Annotated in this window: 16 protein-coding genes; 12 read left to right on the top strand and 4 right to left on the bottom strand. The window is 75.6% G+C overall.

The features are described from left to right. The first annotated feature begins 232 nt into the window (after positions 1–232). The 6 genes from J2S46_RS05595 to J2S46_RS05620 all read left to right on the top strand — a co-directional run bounded on the left by J2S46_RS05595 (position 233) and on the right by J2S46_RS05620 (position 6,054). Positions 233–1,504 carry an ATP-grasp domain-containing protein gene (locus J2S46_RS05595; protein ID WP_191292693.1) on the top strand — a complete coding sequence of 424 codons (1,272 nt, stop codon included), beginning with the start codon at positions 233–235 and terminating at the stop codon, positions 1,502–1,504. Then, positions 1,501–2,331: a Rossmann-like domain-containing protein gene (locus tag J2S46_RS05600; RefSeq protein ID WP_191292694.1), complete on the top strand. Its 831-nt coding sequence runs from the start codon at positions 1,501–1,503 to the stop codon at positions 2,329–2,331. The genes J2S46_RS05595 and J2S46_RS05600 overlap by 4 nt, the downstream gene beginning before the upstream one ends. Next, positions 2,328–3,410 carry a PLP-dependent cysteine synthase family protein gene (locus J2S46_RS05605; protein ID WP_229913137.1) on the top strand — a complete coding sequence of 361 codons (1,083 nt, stop codon included), beginning with the start codon at positions 2,328–2,330 and terminating at the stop codon, positions 3,408–3,410. Before J2S46_RS05600 ends, J2S46_RS05605 begins: the two co-directional genes overlap by 4 nt. Beyond that, entirely contained in the window at positions 3,407–4,459 is a 1,053-nt protein-coding gene (locus tag J2S46_RS05610; RefSeq protein WP_191292695.1) for an enolase C-terminal domain-like protein, read from the top strand. The genes J2S46_RS05605 and J2S46_RS05610 overlap by 4 nt, the downstream gene beginning before the upstream one ends. A 144-nt stretch (positions 4,460–4,603) precedes the next feature. After that, on the top strand, positions 4,604–5,215 hold the full coding sequence (locus tag J2S46_RS05615; protein WP_191292696.1) for a hypothetical protein: 612 nt from the start codon (positions 4,604–4,606) through the stop codon (positions 5,213–5,215). Between the two features lie 92 nt (positions 5,216–5,307). Next, positions 5,308–6,054, top strand: a complete 747-nt coding sequence (locus J2S46_RS05620; protein WP_191292697.1) for a Mut7-C RNAse domain-containing protein — start codon at positions 5,308–5,310, stop codon at positions 6,052–6,054. A gap of 82 nt (positions 6,055–6,136) precedes the next feature. Here the strand turns inward: J2S46_RS05620 and J2S46_RS05625 are convergent, their stop codons facing one another. Genes J2S46_RS05625 through J2S46_RS05630 form a run of 3 tightly spaced genes read right to left on the bottom strand, consistent with a single transcriptional unit; the run spans position 6,137 to position 7,799 of the window. Continuing rightward, complete coding sequence (locus tag J2S46_RS05625) at positions 6,137–6,487, bottom strand: helix-turn-helix transcriptional regulator (RefSeq protein WP_229913138.1); 351 nt, start codon at positions 6,485–6,487, stop codon at positions 6,137–6,139. Next, on the bottom strand, positions 6,417–6,854 hold the full coding sequence (locus J2S46_RS40800) for an AraC family ligand binding domain-containing protein (protein WP_370882302.1): 438 nt from the start codon (positions 6,852–6,854) through the stop codon (positions 6,417–6,419). The genes J2S46_RS05625 and J2S46_RS40800 overlap by 71 nt, the downstream gene beginning before the upstream one ends. A 30-nt stretch (positions 6,855–6,884) precedes the next feature. Then, positions 6,885–7,799: a D-hexose-6-phosphate mutarotase gene (locus tag J2S46_RS05630; RefSeq protein ID WP_191292698.1), complete on the bottom strand. Its 915-nt coding sequence runs from the start codon at positions 7,797–7,799 to the stop codon at positions 6,885–6,887. A 926-nt stretch (positions 7,800–8,725) separates the two neighbouring features. On the opposite strand from J2S46_RS05630, the gene J2S46_RS05635 reads away from it, so the two are divergent. The 3 genes from J2S46_RS05635 to J2S46_RS05645 all read left to right on the top strand — a co-directional run bounded on the left by J2S46_RS05635 (position 8,726) and on the right by J2S46_RS05645 (position 11,552). After that, positions 8,726–8,956 (top strand): hypothetical protein, encoded by a 231-nt coding sequence (locus J2S46_RS05635; RefSeq protein WP_191292699.1) that lies wholly within the window; start codon positions 8,726–8,728, stop codon positions 8,954–8,956. Positions 8,957–9,373: 417 nt separating this feature from the next. Next, on the top strand, positions 9,374–11,173 hold the full coding sequence (locus J2S46_RS05640) for a serine/threonine-protein kinase (protein ID WP_191292700.1): 1,800 nt from the start codon (positions 9,374–9,376) through the stop codon (positions 11,171–11,173). Positions 11,174–11,267: 94 nt separating this feature from the next. Further along, positions 11,268–11,552: a zf-HC2 domain-containing protein gene (locus J2S46_RS05645; protein ID WP_191292701.1), complete on the top strand. Its 285-nt coding sequence runs from the start codon at positions 11,268–11,270 to the stop codon at positions 11,550–11,552. 154 nt (positions 11,553–11,706) lie between these two features. Here the strand turns inward: J2S46_RS05645 and J2S46_RS05650 are convergent, their stop codons facing one another. Next, a complete protein-coding gene (locus J2S46_RS05650; protein WP_191292702.1) occupies positions 11,707–12,216 on the bottom strand; it encodes a mycothiol transferase in 510 nt (169 codons plus the stop codon). 208 nt (positions 12,217–12,424) lie between these two features. Here J2S46_RS05650 and J2S46_RS05655 point away from each other — a divergent pair, with 208 nt between their 5' ends. The 3 genes from J2S46_RS05655 (at position 12,425) to J2S46_RS41015 (ending at position 16,824) form a co-directional block, all read left to right on the top strand. Beyond that, positions 12,425–12,847 carry a hypothetical protein gene (locus tag J2S46_RS05655; protein WP_191292703.1) on the top strand — a complete coding sequence of 141 codons (423 nt, stop codon included), beginning with the start codon at positions 12,425–12,427 and terminating at the stop codon, positions 12,845–12,847. A gap of 120 nt (positions 12,848–12,967) precedes the next feature. Continuing rightward, positions 12,968–14,593 carry an FAD-dependent monooxygenase gene (locus J2S46_RS05660; protein ID WP_191292704.1) on the top strand — a complete coding sequence of 542 codons (1,626 nt, stop codon included), beginning with the start codon at positions 12,968–12,970 and terminating at the stop codon, positions 14,591–14,593. Positions 14,594–15,228: 635 nt separating this feature from the next. Then, positions 15,229–16,824, top strand: a complete 1,596-nt coding sequence (locus tag J2S46_RS41015) for a carbohydrate binding domain-containing protein (RefSeq protein WP_191292757.1) — start codon at positions 15,229–15,231, stop codon at positions 16,822–16,824. Positions 16,825–16,841: the final 17 nt, after the last annotated feature.

The raw sequence follows: 16,841 nt of genomic DNA on the forward strand, positions 1-16,841 counted from the left end.
CCCCGGCCGAGGACGGCTCCGCCGGCGGGGCCTGCCGCCTGGAGCACCCGTCATGACCACCGCCCACCGGACTCCCGGAACGGCCGGACGAGCCGCGACCGGCCCCGCCGTCGACTCCCGCCCGGGACGCCCGAGAACGATGACCTTCCGTGGTTATTGAAAATGACAACGCTTTTGGATTAGCTTCTCCCAGGCACCGCCGCACCGGGCGCCACCCACCGAGAGGGAACACATGGCACATCTACTGGTGATCGAGAGCTGGGTCGGCTCAATGAGCCGACTGCTGCCGAGGGCCGTCGCCGAGGGCGGTCACCGGTTCAGCTTCCTCACCCGCGACCTCGCGCACTACCTCCGCCACCCACCCGGTGAAGGCCCGCACCCGCTGCTCGCGGCCGAGAACATCCTCCACGCGGAGACCAACGACCCCCGGACGCTGCTCCCCCACGTCGAACGGCTGCACGACGCCCTCGGATTCGACGGCGTGGTCTCCTCCTGCGACTACTACCTCCCCGCGGTGGCCGCCGTCGCCGCCCGCCTGGGCCTGCCCGGCCCGCACCCCGACGCCGTGCTGGCCGCCTGCCGCAAGGACCTCACGCACGACCGACTCTCGGCCGCCGGCGTGCCCGGCGCCCGCCACGCCCTCGGCCGGGACTGGCCCGCCACGGCCGCCGCCGCCCGGCGGATCGGCTACCCCCTGGTGCTCAAACCGGTCGACCTGTGCGCCGGGATGTACGTCCGCAGGATCGCCGACGAGGCGCAACTCGCCGACGCCCACCGGGCCCTCGCGGCCTTCCCGGTCAACGCGCGCGGTCAGCGACGCGAGCCCGCCGTCCTCCTGGAGGAACTGCTCACCGGGCCCGAGGTCAGCGTCGAGACCGTCACCGCCGGCGGACGCACGCGCGTGGTCGGCGTGACCGGGAAGACCGTCGCCGGCGACCCCTCCTTCGTCGAGACCGGGCACCACTTCCCCGCCGACCTCGACCCCGCGCTCGCCGCCGCCGCGGCCGGCACCGCCGTCGCGGCCGTCCGGGCCCTCGGACTCGACCAGGTGGTCGCGCACACCGAACTCAAGCTCACCCCGGACGGCCCCCGGGTGATCGAGGTCAACCCGCGCCCGGCCGGCAACCGGATCACCGAACTGATCCGCCGGGTCACCGGCGTCGACCTGGCCGCCGCCTGCGTGGACGTCGCGCTCGGCCGCGAACCCGGGCTGGCCGCCCGCCCGACCGGCGTGCAGGGCGCCGCGATCGCCTTCCTCGTCCCGGACCGCGACGGCGAACTGAGCCACGTCGAGGGCGCGGAGCACGTCCGACAGGACCGGTCCGTGCTGGAACTGGAACTCGCCGGGCCCGGCCGGGTCGTGCGCCGGGCCACCAGCAACAACGACTACCTCGGGCATGTGATGACCACCGGCGCCGGCGGCGGCGAGGCCGGCCGGCGGGCCGCCCACCTGGTCGACCGGCTCACGGTGGGCTACCGGACCACGGCCGAGGTCCCGGCATGAGTCACCTGGACCCCCTCCTGCGCCGGGCCCTCGCGGGCGGCTTCGGCCTCGACCCGGCGGAGCAGCGCGTCGCCCTCGCCTTCACCACCACCCAGGCCGTCCGGCACCAGGGCCGGGCCGGCGGCTACCGCAACGAGGTGCTCGGCCTGCGGCTCGGCCCGGCGGTCGGCTCCTGCGCCGTCGAGCCCGGCACCGTCGGCGCCTCGATTCTGGACGACTGCGCGGGCGCCGGCCTCGGCGAACTGCTCGCCCACCCGCTGCCCGCCGTCCGGGTGGCGGCCCTGGACGCGCTGCTGATGCTGGCCAGGCCGCACTCCCCCGGCAACGGCGCCCAGCCGTACCCGCTGCCGGCCGGCGACCCGCTCGCCAAGTCCCGGGCCCGGGCGCGGGCCGTGGTGGACCTGCTGCCGCTGCGGCGGGTGCGGAACGTCCTGGTCGTCGGCGTGGTCAACTCCCTGCTGGAGCAGCTGCGCGGGCACGGCGTCGGCTACCTGCCCTGCGACCTCAAGGGCGGCACCACCGAGTGGGGCGAACCCGTGCACACCGACGCCGTCGGCCGGCTCGGCGCCTGCGACGCGCTGCTGGTCTCCGGGATGACGCTGGGCAACGGCAGTTTCGACACCTTCCTCGACCACGCCCGGGCGACCGGCAAACCGCTGGTGATGTTCGCCCAGAGCGGCAGCGCGGTGCTCCCGCAGTTCCTCGGCCGGGGCGTGAGCGCGGTGTGCGCCGAGCCGTACCCCTTCTTCTGGCTGGACGGCGGCCCCGGCGTCGTCCACCGCTACGGCGGGCCGGTCCGTGTCCGGCCGTCCGGTGGCGGGCGGTGAGCGCCCCGGCGGCCACCGCCGACCTGACGCACCCGGCCAACCCGGACCTGCTGCCCCTGCTCGGACGCACGCCGATGGCCCGGATCCGCACCGCGCTGCCGTTCCCGCAGCCGGGCTTCTGGGCGAAACTGGAGTACCTCGGCGCCGGCGGGATGAAGGCGCGCCCGGCCGTGGCCATGCTGCGCGGGGCCCGTGCGCGCGGCGAACTGCGGCCGGGGGCAACGGTCGTGGAGTCCACCTCGGGCACCCTCGGGATCGGCCTCGCCTTCGCCGGGCAGGCCCTCGGGCACCCGGTGGTCCTGGTCGGTGACGCCGAACTCGAACCCTCGATGCGGCAGTTGCTGCGCTCCTACGGCGCCGCGCTGGAGATCGTGGAACGGCCCGCCCGGCACGGCGGCTGGCAGGCGGCGCGGCTGGCCCGGGTCCGCCGGGTGCTCCGGCGGCACCCGCACGCCTACTGGCCGGACCAGTACAACAACCCTGACAACGCCGCGGGTTACCACACCATGGCGCAGGAGATCATCGGCCGGATGGACCACCTGGACACCCTGGTCTGCAGCGTCGGAACCGGCGGGCACAGCGCCGGGCTGATCGGACCGCTGCGCGGACGCTGGCCCGGCCTGCGGGTGATCGGCGTCGACGCGGTCGGCTCGGCCACCTTCGGCCAGCCGGCCAGGGCCCGCCTGATGCGCGGGCTGGGCAGCAGCATCCACCCCCGCAACGTCGCCCACCAGGCCTTCGACGAGGTGCACTGGGTCGGCCCGGCCGAGGCGGCGGACGCCTGTCGCCGGCTCGCCGCGCACTCCTTCGTCAGCGGCGGCTGGAGCACCGGAGCGGTGGCCCTGGTCGCCGCCTGGGCGGCGCGCACCGACACGGGAGCCGCCGTGGCCACGGTCTTCCCCGACGGGCCGCACCGCTACCTGGGAACCATCTACGACGACGCCTACTGCCGCACCCACCGCCTGGGCCCCGAGCACGCGGCCGTCCGGCCGGTGGAGATCCCGCACCCCGGCGCGGTGGAGGTGGCCGGCTGGGCCCGCTGCCGTACGGTCACCGACCCCCTCGGAGGCCGGCGATGAGGATGGAGACCCGGACCGTGCGGCTGCGGCTGGCCGAGCCGCTACGGATCTCCCGGTCGGTGACGGCCGCGCGGGACGCCGTCGTGGTCACCCTCCGGCAGGACGGGCTGAGCGGCTCGGGCGAGGTGGTCAGCAGCCACTACCTGGGCCTGCCGACCGCGCTGATCGTTCGCCAGTTCCGTTCGGTGCGGGCGAGGATCGAGGCGATGACCGGGCCCGAGGCCGCCGTCGAGCAGTTGGGGAACGGCACCGCGCTCCTCGACACGCTCGCCCCGGGGGTGGCCGCCGCACTGGAGGCCGCACTGCTGGACCTCGCCGGCCGGCGGGCCGGGCAGCCGGCCCACCGGCTGCTCGGCACGGCCGCCGCCCCGGCCGCCGCCACCGCGCGGACCATCGGCATCACGGCCCCGGCCCGGGCCGCCGCGCTGGCCACCCGGCTGGCCGCCGCCGGGTTCACCGTGCTCAAGGTCAAGGCGGGCAGCGCCGACCCGGCCGAGGATCTCGCCCGGGTCGAGGCCGTCCGGGCCGCGGCCCCGCAGGCCCGGCTGCTGCTCGACCCGAACGGCGCCTGGACCGCCGCCCGGGCCGGGGAGTTGCTCCCGCGGTTCGCCGCCCTGGGGGTCTCGGCCGTCGAGCAGCCGATCGCCCCCGGCGATCACCGGGCGCTGGCCGCCCTGGCCGCGGACTCCCCGCTCCCGGTGATCGCGGACGAGGACGCCGCCGGTCACCGGGACGCCGTCCGGCTGGCCGGCCGGGTGCACGGCGTCAACGTCAAACTCGCCAAGTGCGGCGGGGTGTTCGCCGCCCTGCGGATCTGCGAGGCGCTGCGCGGCAGCGGCACCCGGGTCATGCTCGGCTGCCTGACCGCCAGCTCGCTGGGCATCGCACCCGCCGTCCATCTCGTGGACCGGGCCCACTGGGTCGACCTGGACGGGCACCTGCTGCTCGCCCACGACCCCTGGCAGGGCATCGGCGGCGCCGACGGGACGGTCCGGGCCGCCGGCCGCGCCGGGTTGGGCGTGCGGCCGAGGGCGCAGGCCCGCGCGTGAGGCCGTCGGCACGCTCCCCGGCGCGTACCGGGCCGACCGGGGCAGCCCGCCGTTCACCGTCGGCCGGGTGACGGCGCGGGCGGAATTCCGGAGCCGGGTGCCATTGGCTCTTGCGTTGTCGGTCCCAGGGCGAAGAATGGTGCGATGTTGACGTTGCGCCCTGGAGTCGGTGTCGCCCTGCCCGACGCGGCCGGGTTGTTGAGGTTCGGGATGTCCCCCGCCGAGGTCCACGGCCTGTTGACGGCGGGCGGCGAGGTGAGGCGCAGCCGCCCGTGCATGCGACTGTCCCTGGCGCAGTACGCGGAACTGCGGCACGCCCACGACGCCTGGCTGAGCGGCCTGCTCTTCGAACCCGACTGGAACCTCAGCGCGGTCGTCGGCGGCGTCGTGCTGACCGTCGGCGGCGGCGGTCCCGGCGCCCCCGAGGGCCTGGCCCGGATCGACATCCGGGCCGACGAGCCGCCGGCCGGGCCCGGACCGGGTGTGGTCGCCTGGGACGACATCGACCTGTTCGGCTACCCCGCCGACGAGATAGCGAGCGTCCTGCCCGACCCCGCCGACGTGCCCGGCACCGCCCCCGCGGACGTGATGGTGGAGCCCCTGGGCCTGCGACTGTGGCGCGGCGGGCCCTCCGAGTCGGCGGACTGGCGCGGGGTGACGCTGCTCGGCCCCGGCTCCGGCGGCTGGAGAACCTGCTGCCCGGGCGCGCTGGTCTGCGCCCGGGAGGGCGACGCCCTGGTGGGCATCGTCCGCTGATCCGCCACCGCCGGGCTTACGGGCCCCGGCCCCGCCCGCGCCGTCCCCGAATTGCCTGGCAGCCGCCCGGCGGACACTGGCATGCTGGCCGGGTGGAGAAACCGGAGATCTGGCTGAGCTTTGCCCCTGAACTGCACCTCTTCGTCGCCGCGGTACGGCGGGCCGGACGGTCGGCGGTGCGGACCGACGGCGTCTCCACGCTCGGGCACGTGGTCGAGTCGCTGGGGGTCCCGCTCACCGAGGCGGGCGCGCTCCTGGTCGGCGGGCGCCCGGTACCCGTCTCGCACGTCCCCGGGGACGGCGACGAGGTGACCGTCCTGGCCGTCCCCCGGCCGCAACCGCTCCCCGGCCCGCCCCGCTTCCTGCTCGACGTCCATCTGGGCACCCTGGCCCGGCGGCTGCGGCTGCTGGGCGTCGACGCCGCCTACGAGAGCGTCGACATCGGCGACGCGGCCCTGGCCACCCGCTCGGCCGCCGAGCAGCGGGTGATGCTCTCCCGCGACCGCGGGCTGCTCCACCGGCGCGAACTCTGGGCCGGCGCGTACGTCTACAGCCACCGCCCGCCCGAGCAGCTGCGGGACGTCCTCTCCCGCTTCGCCCCGCCGCTCGCCCCCTGGACCAGGTGCACGGCCTGCAACGGAACGCTCCGCGAGGCCGCCAAGGAGTCGGTGCACGAGCAGTTGCAGGACGGCACCGAGCGTGCGTACGACGCGTTCGCGCAGTGCACGGACTGCGGGCAGGTCTACTGGCGCGGCGCCCACCACGCCAGCCTGAACGCGATCGTGGAGGAGTCGCTGCGCGAGTTCGGCAGCCCCGGCCCGGCCGAGGTGCTCCCCTAGGTTCCCCGCAGCCGGGACGTCGTCCCCCTCGCCGCCACGGCCGGCCGGCTCCGCCGCAGCGGCAGCCCTGAAGCACACTCCCTCATGTCCCCTGCTGCTGCCGGAAGGTGCTCGGGGGGACTCCGATCCGGCGGGTGAAGGCCCTGGTGAAGTACGCGGGGTGCGGGTAGCCGACCGCGCGGGCCACGTCGGCGACCGAGCGGTCGGTGAACGCGAGGAGCCCCTTGGCCCGGTTCAGGCGCAGCCGGGTGAGGTGGTCGGTGGGCGTCGAACCGGTGAGGCGACGGACCTGGGTGGCCGGCCTGTCGCGGGATACCGACAGCTCCCGGGCGACCGCGCTGATGCTCACCGGGCCGGCCGCGTCACGCGCGAGGACGGCCAGCGCCCGTCGTCCGACGTCCAGCGACGCGTCTGCCGCGGGTCGCGGTGCCACGAGCGGGGTGCCGACCGCGGCGATCAGTACCTGCAGGGTGGCCGCCGCGGCGACGTGGGAGCTCGACGACTCGGGTCGTGGGCCGAGTTCCAGCAGCGTGTCGTTCCAGCAGCGTGTCGAGGGCCGCGCGGGTGCCGGCGGGGTCGGCCGGCTCGACGAGGGCCGGGCCGGCGGCCAGGTGACCGAGGTCCTCGTAGCGGCCGGTGGCGGGCCCTTCGAACAGCACCCGGTACTCCGACCAGGTGCCCGGCGTAGGGCCGTAGGTGTGCGGCACCCCCGGCGGCAGCCAGCGGAACGATCCCGCCGACACCCCGTGGCGACCGGGTGTCCCCCGCCGGGCGTGCGAGCCGGCGCCCTCGGTGACCAGAACCGCGCCGGCCGCGCGGGGAGAGCCGGTTCACCGGTGCGGGTCCACCGCCGACCTCGATCCCGGCGGTTCCCCGCCCGCCCGCGAGCGCTGCCCGACCCGCACGGTGAGCCCGAGACGCGCGGGGCTGCCCGGGGTGCTGACCAGCGGTCGGCGGATCCTGGCGGTCTCCACGCAGGCGAAGTCGTGGTGGCCTCCGGCGGCCAGGTCGCTGCACCCCGGCTCCCCCGGGTTCCACAGCACCACGTCGCTCTGCCCGCGGTGCCGGACCTCGATCGTGCGCCCCCGGCCGGGGTCGTTGATCAGGCTGACGTCATCGGCCTGCGGGTAGACCCGGTCCAGCGGGGTCGTGAAGGCCAGGTCTCCCTCCTGCCGGCCTTCCGTCCCGAGCAGGTCGTCGAGGTAGGTCTTCCCGAGGCCGGCCACGGTGACGGTGTCGATGTCACCGACCCGGAAGTAGCTGTGCAGAGCCGCGGTGCTCTCGTAGTCGCCGTGGGCCTCGAGGTCGATCGCGCAGTCCGGGCCGAGCCTGATGGTGACGCGTGCCGTGAACGCGTGCGGCCAGTACGTCCTCGACCGCCGGCTCGCCCGCAGGGTCAGGGTCAGCGTCACGCCGGAGCCGTCCTCGCCGGACTCGGTGAGCTCCCAAGGCAGCAGGCGGGCGAAGCCGTGGGAGGGCTCGGCGGCCGGGCCGAACCACGGCCAGCAGATCGGCACCCCGCCCCGGACGGCCCGGCCCGGCTCGAACCGTGCCTGTTCGCTCAGCCAGAGCACCGGCTCGGCCCCGGTGGGCTGCCAGGCGATCAGTTGCGCGCCCTGCAGGGTCACCGCGGCCCGCGCCCGCGGATGGTCGATCACCAGGACCGGCAACTGGTCCAGCCGGCGCTCGCTGACGGACGCGCTGATCGTCCGGAGGACCGGGAGCCCGAAGAACCTGTCGTTCATGTCCAAGATCCTTTCATGCACGGGCCGGCCTGCCGCCGCCTCCGGACCGCGAACCGGACGAGGCCGCCGGGGCCGCCGGGGCCGGAGCACCCGTCACCCCGGCCGCAGCGCCCGTCCGACGCACGCCGAGGCCGGCGCGCGTTCTGCGCCCGCCGGGGAGCGGGTGTCCCGCGGCGCGAGGGCGGCCCTCGGGCCGGAGGGACCAGGCGGCGGACTGCCGGCGCGAGGTACGCACGGGACGGCGGATCGACCGGGACGACCTCGCACCCGGGTCGGGCGCAACTCGCGACACTTCACGGCGGACCTCGGCGGAAGTGACGGGCACCGGCCGGCCGGCCCGCCGTCAAGGATGCAGAGGCGCCTGCACTGTCGTGCGCGGATTCAAGCAGAAATGGTCATGATCGAGCAAGAAGGGCTGATCGGCGTTCCCCTCGCACGGGGTGTGCCCGGCACACCGACCCCGGCCCGTCCCCGAGCGACGGGACCGGTCCGGACCTCTCCCCCACCTCCGGTCACCATCGCTCGGCGGCGCTTGCGCACGCCGTTCTTCACATTCCGAGGCCGAGCCGATCGGCCGGGCTCAGGCCGGCCACCGCCGGGCGGGCCGTGCCCGACGTACCGGGACGACCGACCATGGCCTGCGTGAACGCCGCCGGCCCCGTCGGCCCGCGCCTCGGCCCCGCGGCCGCCCGGTTCGGCGGTCGCGGGCGGATTCCGGCCGCGGCCCGCCGAGGTTTGAATGGATTGTGTGCCCGTTTTCACAGGTGAGGACTTCGGTTCCGGTTGCGGGCTGTTCATGATCCGGTGGCTTCCGGCCGAAGTTCCCGAGGCCCATTGCCCGGCGGTACGCGAGTGGGAGAGGCTCGCTCACAGACAGCGAGGGTGCGGCCTCCTGGTGTTCCTCTACAAGAACGGACTACACCATCATGGCTATTCGCAAGGCAGTCTCCACCCTGGCCCTGGCCGGACTCCTCGCCGGCGGTGCGCTGTTGACCGCCCCGGCCGCCCAGGCGTCCGGCTACACCTACATCGGCATGTACCCGAGCGCCGCCGCGTGCGAGAGCGCCGGCAAGGCGTACGTGACGTCCGGTCAGGCGGTCACGTACTTCTGTGACACGGCCCCGAACACGGCCCGCCTCTCCGTCCTGTTCTACTGATCCTCCCCTGATCCGGTGGGCAGGCAGGGCCGGCACCCGGTGGTGCCGGCCCTGCGCCGTGCGGGACGAACTCCGCCACCGGGGCGGCCGCCGCGCGTCGACGGCCTGACCGGCTGCCTGCCACCGGCGATGTCCGGCGCCTGAGACCGACTGGTCGCCGCCCTCGCCGAGCGCCGCCCAGGCCTCCGCCGGAAGGCCGGCCAGGCCAGGACGCCGCCCCGGGCCCCGGTTCACGAGCTACCGGGACCTCGGACCGCCGACGAGGGCGGAGCACGCCTTCGGGGCGGCCCCCCGGTAGGGGCTTTGACGTACAGTCCGTGGTGGAATCGGCCGGGCCGGCCCGAGCGCACCGCGGGGAGCGGGACGCACGGGTGCCGGAGCCCGGTCCTCGGCGCAATCGGTGGGGCGGGGCAGGCCATGGAGGCGTTGGACGCGGCGGATCCCCGGCAGATCGGCCAGTACCGGCTGCTCCGGCGACTGGGGGCCGGGGGCATGGGCCAGGTCTATCTCGGCCGCACGGCGGGCGGGCGGACGGTGGCGGTGAAGACCGTGCACCGGGAGTACGCGGCGGACCACGAGTTCCGGGTGCGGTTCCGCCAGGAGGTCAGCGCGGCACGGCGGGTGGGCGGGCGGTGGACGGCTCCGGTGCTGGACGCCGACACCGAGGGCGAGCGGCCGTGGGTCGCCACGGCCTACGTCGCGGGGCCGTCGCTCGCCACCGCCGTACGGGAGTTCGGCCCGCTGCCGGGCCCGGCCGTCCGGGTGCTGGCGCTCGGACTCGCCGAGGCGCTGGCGGCCGTGCACGCGCTCGGTCTGGTGCACCGGGACGTCAAGCCGTCCAACGTCCTGCTGGCGCTGGACGGTCCGCGTCTGATCGACTTCGGCATCACCCGGTCGCTGGACGCGGCCACCGCGCTCACCCGGACGGGATTCGTGATCGGCTCCCCCGGGTTCCTCTCCCCCGAGCAGGCCCAGGGTCTGCCCTCCGGGCCGGCGAGCGACGTGTTCTCGCTCGGCGCCGTCCTCGCCTACGCGGCCACCGGCATCGCCCCGTTCGGGTCGGACACCGGCGCCCCGGCGCTGCTCTACCGGGTGGTGCACGAGGAGCCCGACCTCGGCCGACTCGGCGGGCAGGAACCGGAGTTCCTGGAGCTGCTGACCGCCTGCCTGGCCAAGGACCCCGGACGGAGACCGACGCCGGAGCGGCTGCGGGAGTTGCTGGCCCCGGCGAGCGGGCCCGGAGCGGGCCCGGCGGCGAACCGGCTGGGCGGGGACTGGCTGCCCCCCGCGGTCGCCGGCTCGCTCGCCCGCCTGGCCGTCGAACTGCTGGACCTGGACTCCGCCAGCGCTGCGGCCGCACCGGGCGAGGCGCTCCCCGCCGGCGCGGCCCACCCGGTCACCGGCCAGGGCGGCGGGCCGACGCCCACCGCTCCCGGCAACCACCCAGCCGGCCCGCCGGGGGCACCGGGTGCCACCGGCGGCCACTTCGGACCGCCGGAGCCGTGGGTCTCGCCCCCGCCGCCCGCCGCCGCCCCGGGCCGCCGGCCCGGACAGCCCGGCCCGGGCACCGCGACCGGTGTCAACCCGCCCGCCGCGCCCCGGACTCCGGCGGCACGGCGACGACGCGCCCTGCTCCTCGCCGTCCTGCCGGTCCTGGCCGTCGCGGGCCTGGCCGGCTGGCTTGCCGACGGGTGGGGCTCCTCCGGCGACCAACACAGCGCGCCTCCGGCCGCCACCGGGCCGGCCGCAGGCACCACGCCCGGCGCCGGGTCGAGCAGCGGGTCGGGTACGGCATCGCCGGAGCGGAGCACGCCCGCCGCCACCCCGTCCGTGACCGGGCCCGGCACCGGGGCGGGGCCGACCGGGCAGCAGCCGGCGGGCCTGGTCCCGGCCGAGTACCTGGGCACCTGGTCCGGGGTGCTCACCTCCCCGGCGGTGGCGCTCAGGGCCGACTTCCGGATCACCATCGGCCAGGGCGGGAAGGACGACCCGGTGGGCAGCATCCACAACAACACCGGCGCCGGAACGCCGTACTGCGACAGCAACGCCCTGCTGATCTCGGTCGGCTCCGACCGCCTGGTGCTGCGGACCGCGCCGACCTCCGGCCTCAGCGGCTGCGTGGCGAACCCGGCGCGGCAGATCTACACCCGTAACAGCGACGGCAGCCTGCACCTGGAGGTCGACGGCTTCACCGGTGACCTGGCCGCCCAGCCCTGAGAGCGCCGAGGCCGGTCACCGGGCACCGCCGGGACGGCGCAGCGCGGCAGGACCACCCCGACGGCCGGTGGGCGGGCTGCGGGACGATGGACCCATGACCTGTGCCGAGTACCGCGCCGCGACGTCCGCCCGCCTGGACGGCGAGGACACCGGCGGGCCCGTCGAGGCCGTCGAGGCGAACGGGCACGGGCACTCCTGCACCGACTGCGCGCGGTGGCTGGCGACGGCCCGCAGGCTGCGGGACCTCTCGGCGCGGGCGCCGGGCCCTTCGGCGGAGTGGTCGGGCGGGCTCCTGGCACGGCTGGGCCTCGGCGGGCGCGAGGCCCGGAGCGGGGGCGGCGTCGAGGGCGGCTCGGCCACCGGAACGGCCGGAGCCTGAGCCCGGCGCCGAGCCCCGGCCCCGGCTCGCGGCTCCAGGTAGCGAGTCGGTGGAGGTGAGAGCGTCGCCGAACCGGGCGCCACGGCTCGGCGGGTCGGCGGCGGCGATCCACCGGCGCAGCCGGGCTGCGGCGCGGGTGCGGTCGGCGCCGGGGCTACCGCCGGAGCAGCGCGCCCCGCACGAAGGCCGCCTGGCCGATGTGCTGGAGGTCGTCCGAGAGCACGCTGACCAGCCGCACGCCCAGGGTCACGGGCGGCGTCCAGCCCTCGTCCACCACCCGGTCGAGGGCGGCGCCGGTGAGCGTGCCGACGAAGGCCAGGGTCCGCTCGTGCACGGCGTCGTGGTAGCCGGTGAGCAGCCCGCCCGACGGTACCCGGACCAGGGCGACCTCGCGGGCGGTGTGGCCGTAGCCGGTGGCCCGGGCGGGGAAGGGCAGCGCGAAGCGGTCGGCCCAGCCCTGCGCCGTCCAGACCTGCTCGGTGCCCGCCACGTCGGCGATGTGGTCGTCCTGGATCCGGGTCAGGTGCCAGACCAGCCAGGCGATCGAATTGGCGCCCTCGTCGAGGCGGAGCCCCAGGGCGTCCGCGTCCAGCCCCTCCACCACGTCGTGGACGGCCGTCCGGATCCGGCCGAAGGCGTCGGCCAGCAGACCGGCACAGTTCATCGCGGGCTCCTCCCGGCCCGGCCGGCGCGCTCCGCGACCGGTGGCCGCCTCGATTGTGCCCCGGCGGACGCGTGCGGGGCGCAGCGACAGGCCGGTGCGGCGACCGGTCGTCCGGCCCGCCGTCGACAGGGTGACAGGAGGCCGGCCCGCGGTGGGCGCATCGGGGCAACCGGCCCGTTCCGGCGGCCGGCGCGCTACCGTGCCCGTCATGACCTCCGTTCCACCGGCGGCCCCCGGCCCACCGCCGGACCTCCCCGCCGCCCGCGACCGCCACGGCGTGCGCGTCCACCCGTACCGGGACCCCCGGCCGCACCCCGCGCTGGGCAACTCGCCGATCAGCTTCGTGTCGGCCGAGCTCTGGCAGGCCCTCGCGGACCTCGCCATCGCGCCGGCCGCGGCGGAGGCGACCGTGCTGGCCCTGCTGCGGACCATCGCCTCGGACGCCACGGACGCGGCGCTCGCCCCGGGCAACGAGCGGGCCCCGCGGGACGACCTGTACGTGAGCGCCCCCGCGTACATCGGGGCGCGGCGCCGGATGGTGTGGTTCCAGCGCGACGGCGCGGGCGGCCCGGTCACCGCGTTCTTCCCGCCGGACGACACGCTGCCCGCAGGGTCCTGGCCACGGCCCTGAGCCGCCCGGACGCCGGCGGCAGCGCCCGCGGGCGGCCCGCGCGAGTGGCGGCCCCCGGCCGGGCGGGGGCAGGCTGAAGGGTGATGCGGTCGTGCATCGTCCCGACGCCGGGGAGAGACCATGGGCGACACCGACGTGCTGGTGGTAGGAGCGGGCCCGGTCGGCCTGACGGCGGCGGCGGAGCTGCGCCGGCGCGGTGTCGACTGCCGGATCGTCGACAAGCTCGCGGAGCCGCAGCCCTACGCCAAGGCCGTGGGCATCCAGCCCCGGACGCTGGAGATCTGGGACGCGATGGGGCTGGCCCGGGAGGCCCTCGACGCCGCCGTCCCGATGCTCGGCCAGCTGAACGTCGTCGACGGGAAGCCCGGCCCGCGGATCGACCTGGACCTGCCGGCGGACATCCCGTACGGCTTCGCGGCGATCCCGCAGTACACCACCGAGCGGCTGCTGACGGCCCACCTCGCGGGGTACGGCACCGCGGTGGAGCGCGGGACGGAGCTGATCGACCTCGGCCAGGACGCGGACGGCGTCCGGGCCGTGCTCAGGACGCCCGAGGGCCGCGAGGACGTCCAGGCCCGCTACCTGATCGGCTGCGACGGCGCGCACAGTCCGGTCCGCCGGGCGATGGGGATCCGTTTCGACGGCGACGCGTTCCCCGAGCAGTACATGCTCGGGGACGTCGAGGTGGACTGGGACCTGCCGGCCGGCTTCGGCCTCCGGGTCGTCCACCACGACGCCGAGGGCCGCGTCGACGACGTGCTGGTCTGCATCCCGCTGCCCGGCCGCAAGCGCTACCGGATGTCCATGCTGGTACCGGCCGAGCTGGAGGCCGTGGCGTCGGTCGGCGGTACCAACGGGGAGGTCGCGCACGGGCTGGAGTCCGGCCGGACTCCCCAGCTGCGGCACATCCAGACCGTTCTGGACCGGCTCTCCCCCACCCCGACCACGGCCTCCGAGCTGCGCTGGTCGTCCGTCTTCCGGATCAGCCACCGCCTGGTCGACCGCTATCGCGAGGGCCGGGTCTTCCTGGCGGGGGACGCCGCCCACATCCACCCGCCGACCGGCGCGCAGGGGATGAACACCGGCGTGCAGGACGCCTACAACCTGGCCTGGAAGCTGGCCCTGGTCGTCGGCGGCGCGGCCGAGGACGGGCTGCTCGACACCTACCAGGCCGAACGGCACCCGATCGGCGAGGAGGTCGTCGGCCGTACCGTGCGGCACGCCCGGGCGGGCGTCGAGTCCGACCCGGACGACTTCACCACCATCCTGTTGCGCGAGGCGCAGCTGCTGGTGAACTACCGGGGCAGCTCGCTGGTCGACGGCGTCGCCGGGGGCGGGACCGGCCCGGCCCCCGGCGACCGGGCGCCCGACTGCGGCGGGCTGGTGCGCGACCTGGCCCGGTACCCGCTCCGCCTGTTCGACCTGCTCCGCGGCCCGCACCACACGCTGCTCCTGCACGCGGGCCCGGACACCCCCGCCGAGCTGCTGCACCGCTGCGCCGAGGCGGCGACGGCGGCCGCGCACGGCCTGCTGGACGTCTACGTGGTCCTCGCCCCCGACGCCCGGGCGGACGGCGTCCGGCTGCCCTGCGTCCAGGACCGCGACGGCACCTTCGCCGCCGCCTACGCGGCGCGCCCGGGTGAGGCGGTCATCGTCCGGCCGGACGGCTACCTCGGGGCCCGCTGCCACCCCGCCGACCCGGAGGAGCTGGTGGCCCAGCTGCGCCGGACCTTCGCCCCGGCCTGACCCTCGGGGAGCCGGCGGGCGCTCGGAGCCCGTGTTCCGGGGACGCGTCGGGCGAGGCGCACGCCGCAGCGCCGACGGCCGAAAAGCCTTGCGGTGAGCGGTAGTTACCCTTCGGCGTGCGCCGATCCCCATGGTACGGCCCACGGTGCTCGCACCATCGTCGGTTGTCCGCACCGGCTCTGACGGTCGCGCGGCGGCCGTCCCGGCATGCCTTCACGCCACCCGCCCGCGCCGACCGCGGGCGTGCCCGACAGCACGACCGTCGACCGACGCACCTTCACATACTGGCCTCCTTCCGACCAATGGTCCAGACCTATTGACGCGCCTTGGCGCCCCTCCTACGATCCAGTTCGGCACAGCCCCACATGTCCCCACCTCACCCAGAGCCGGGCGTCGCGCCCCCACGCGTCGGTCATGTCCATGACGTCCGGCGGGAAAGGGAGCACAGCATGTTCCGTCGAAGGTCGCGCACGCCACGTCCGTCGGACGATCTCCGCCCCGGCCAGGAGCCCGGCCGCCCCGCGGCGGACCAGGCCGGTAGCGAGCCGCCCCGAGCCTCCTACCAGCGGCGGACGGCCGTGGAGCGCGCGGGCCAGGTGCACCGGACCGGCCGCGCCGCGCACGGTCACACCGTCATGATGCGCTCGCTCGCCGGGGTGAGCGCGGCCGCCGTCATCGGCGCCGGCCTCGCCCTGTCCGGGTCCGTCACGGCGGGCGCCGCCACCACCAACCTGGTGACCAACCCCGGCTTCGAGAGCGGACTCTCCGGCTGGACCTGCTCCGGCGCCGGCGCGACCGTCAGCAGCCCGGTGCACGCCGGCACCTCCGCGCTCAAGGCCACACCGACCGGCCAGGACACCGCCCAGTGCGCCCAGACCGTCAGCGTGCAGCCCAACTCCCAGTACACGCTGAGCGCCTACGTCCAGGGCAGCTACGTCTACCTGGGCGCGACCGGCACCGGCCTCACCGGCACCACCTCCACCTGGACGCCCAGCAGCGCGTCGTACAGCCAGCTCAGCGTCAGCTTCAGCACCGGGCCGAGCACCACCTCGGTGTCCGTCTACCTGCACGGCTGGTACGGGCAGCCCACCTTCTACGCGGACGACGTGTCGCTCGCGGGCCCCGGCGGCAGCAGCCCCTCGCCCACGGTGACCCCGACCGTCACGCCCACCGTCACCCCGACCGTGACGCCCACGGTCACCCCGACGGTCACGCCCACCGTCACCCCCACCGTCACCCCCACGGTGACGCCGACCGTCACGCCGACCGGCGGTGAGACCTGCGCCACGAAGCCCAAGCCCTCGGGCAAGGTCCTGCAGGGTTACTGGGAGAACTGGGACGGCGCCTCCAACGGCGTCCACCCCGGCCTGGGCTGGGTCCCCATCACGGACAGCCGGATCGCCGCGCACGGCTACAACGTCATCAACGCCGCCTTCCCGGTGATCCTTTCCGACGGCACCGTCCTGTGGCAGGACGGCATGGACGCCGGCGTGAAGGTCTCGACCCCCGCCGAGATGTGCCAGGCCAAGGCCGCCGGGGCGACGCTCCTGATGTCGATCGGCGGCGCCGCCGCGGGCATCGACCTGAGCTCCAGCACCGTCGCCGACAAGTTCGTCGCGACCGTCGTCCCGATCCTCAAGAAGTACAACTTCGACGGCATCGACATCGACATCGAGACCGGCCTGTCCGGCAGCGGCAACATCAACACGCTGTCCGCCTCCCAGTCCAACCTGATCCGCATCATCGACGGCGTCCTCGCCCAGATGCCGGCCGGCTTCGGCCTCACCATGGCCCCCGAGACCGCGTACGTCACCGGCGGCAGCGTCACCTACGGGTCCATCTGGGGCTCCTACCTGCCGATCATCAAGAAGTACGTCGACAACGGCCGCCTGTGGTGGCTCAACATGCAGTACTACAACGGCAGCATGTACGGCTGCTCCGGCGACTCCTACTCGGCCGGCACCGTCCAGGGCTTCACCGCGCAGACCACCTGCCTCAACAACGGTCTGACCGTCCAGGGCACGACCATCAAGGTGCCGTACGACAAGCAGGTGCCCGGCCTGCCCGCCCAGTCCGGCGCGGGTGGCGGCTACATGGCGCCGAGCCTGGTCAGCCAGTCGTGGAACGCCTTCAGCGGTTCGCTGAAGGGGCTCATGACCTGGTCGATCAACTGGGACGGCTCGAAGGGCTGGACCTTCGGCGACAACGTCAAGTCCCTCCAGGGCCGTTGATCTCCGACTGACCCGCC

The sequence above is a fragment of the Kitasatospora herbaricolor genome, from assembly GCF_030813695.1.
Classification (GTDB): Bacteria; Actinomycetota; Actinomycetes; order Streptomycetales; family Streptomycetaceae; genus Kitasatospora; species Kitasatospora herbaricolor.

Coding starts and splice junctions, on each gene's coding strand:
- J2S46_RS05595 (WP_191292693.1), top strand. CDS start 233: ATGGCACATCTACTGGTGATCGAGAGCTGGGTCGGCTCAATGAGCCGA.
- J2S46_RS05600 (WP_191292694.1), top strand. CDS start 1,501: ATGAGTCACCTGGACCCCCTCCTGCGCCGGGCCCTCGCGGGCGGCTTC.
- J2S46_RS05610 (WP_191292695.1), top strand. CDS start 3,407: ATGAGGATGGAGACCCGGACCGTGCGGCTGCGGCTGGCCGAGCCGCTA.
- J2S46_RS05615 (WP_191292696.1), top strand. CDS start 4,604: ATGTTGACGTTGCGCCCTGGAGTCGGTGTCGCCCTGCCCGACGCGGCC.
- J2S46_RS05630 (WP_191292698.1), bottom strand. CDS start 7,799: ATGAACGACAGGTTCTTCGGGCTCCCGGTCCTCCGGACGATCAGCGCG.
- J2S46_RS05635 (WP_191292699.1), top strand. CDS start 8,726: ATGGCTATTCGCAAGGCAGTCTCCACCCTGGCCCTGGCCGGACTCCTC.
- J2S46_RS05640 (WP_191292700.1), top strand. CDS start 9,374: ATGGAGGCGTTGGACGCGGCGGATCCCCGGCAGATCGGCCAGTACCGG.
- J2S46_RS05645 (WP_191292701.1), top strand. CDS start 11,268: ATGACCTGTGCCGAGTACCGCGCCGCGACGTCCGCCCGCCTGGACGGC.
- J2S46_RS05650 (WP_191292702.1), bottom strand. CDS start 12,216: ATGAACTGTGCCGGTCTGCTGGCCGACGCCTTCGGCCGGATCCGGACG.
- J2S46_RS05655 (WP_191292703.1), top strand. CDS start 12,425: ATGACCTCCGTTCCACCGGCGGCCCCCGGCCCACCGCCGGACCTCCCC.
- J2S46_RS05660 (WP_191292704.1), top strand. CDS start 12,968: ATGGGCGACACCGACGTGCTGGTGGTAGGAGCGGGCCCGGTCGGCCTG.
- J2S46_RS41015 (WP_191292757.1), top strand. CDS start 15,229: ATGATGCGCTCGCTCGCCGGGGTGAGCGCGGCCGCCGTCATCGGCGCC.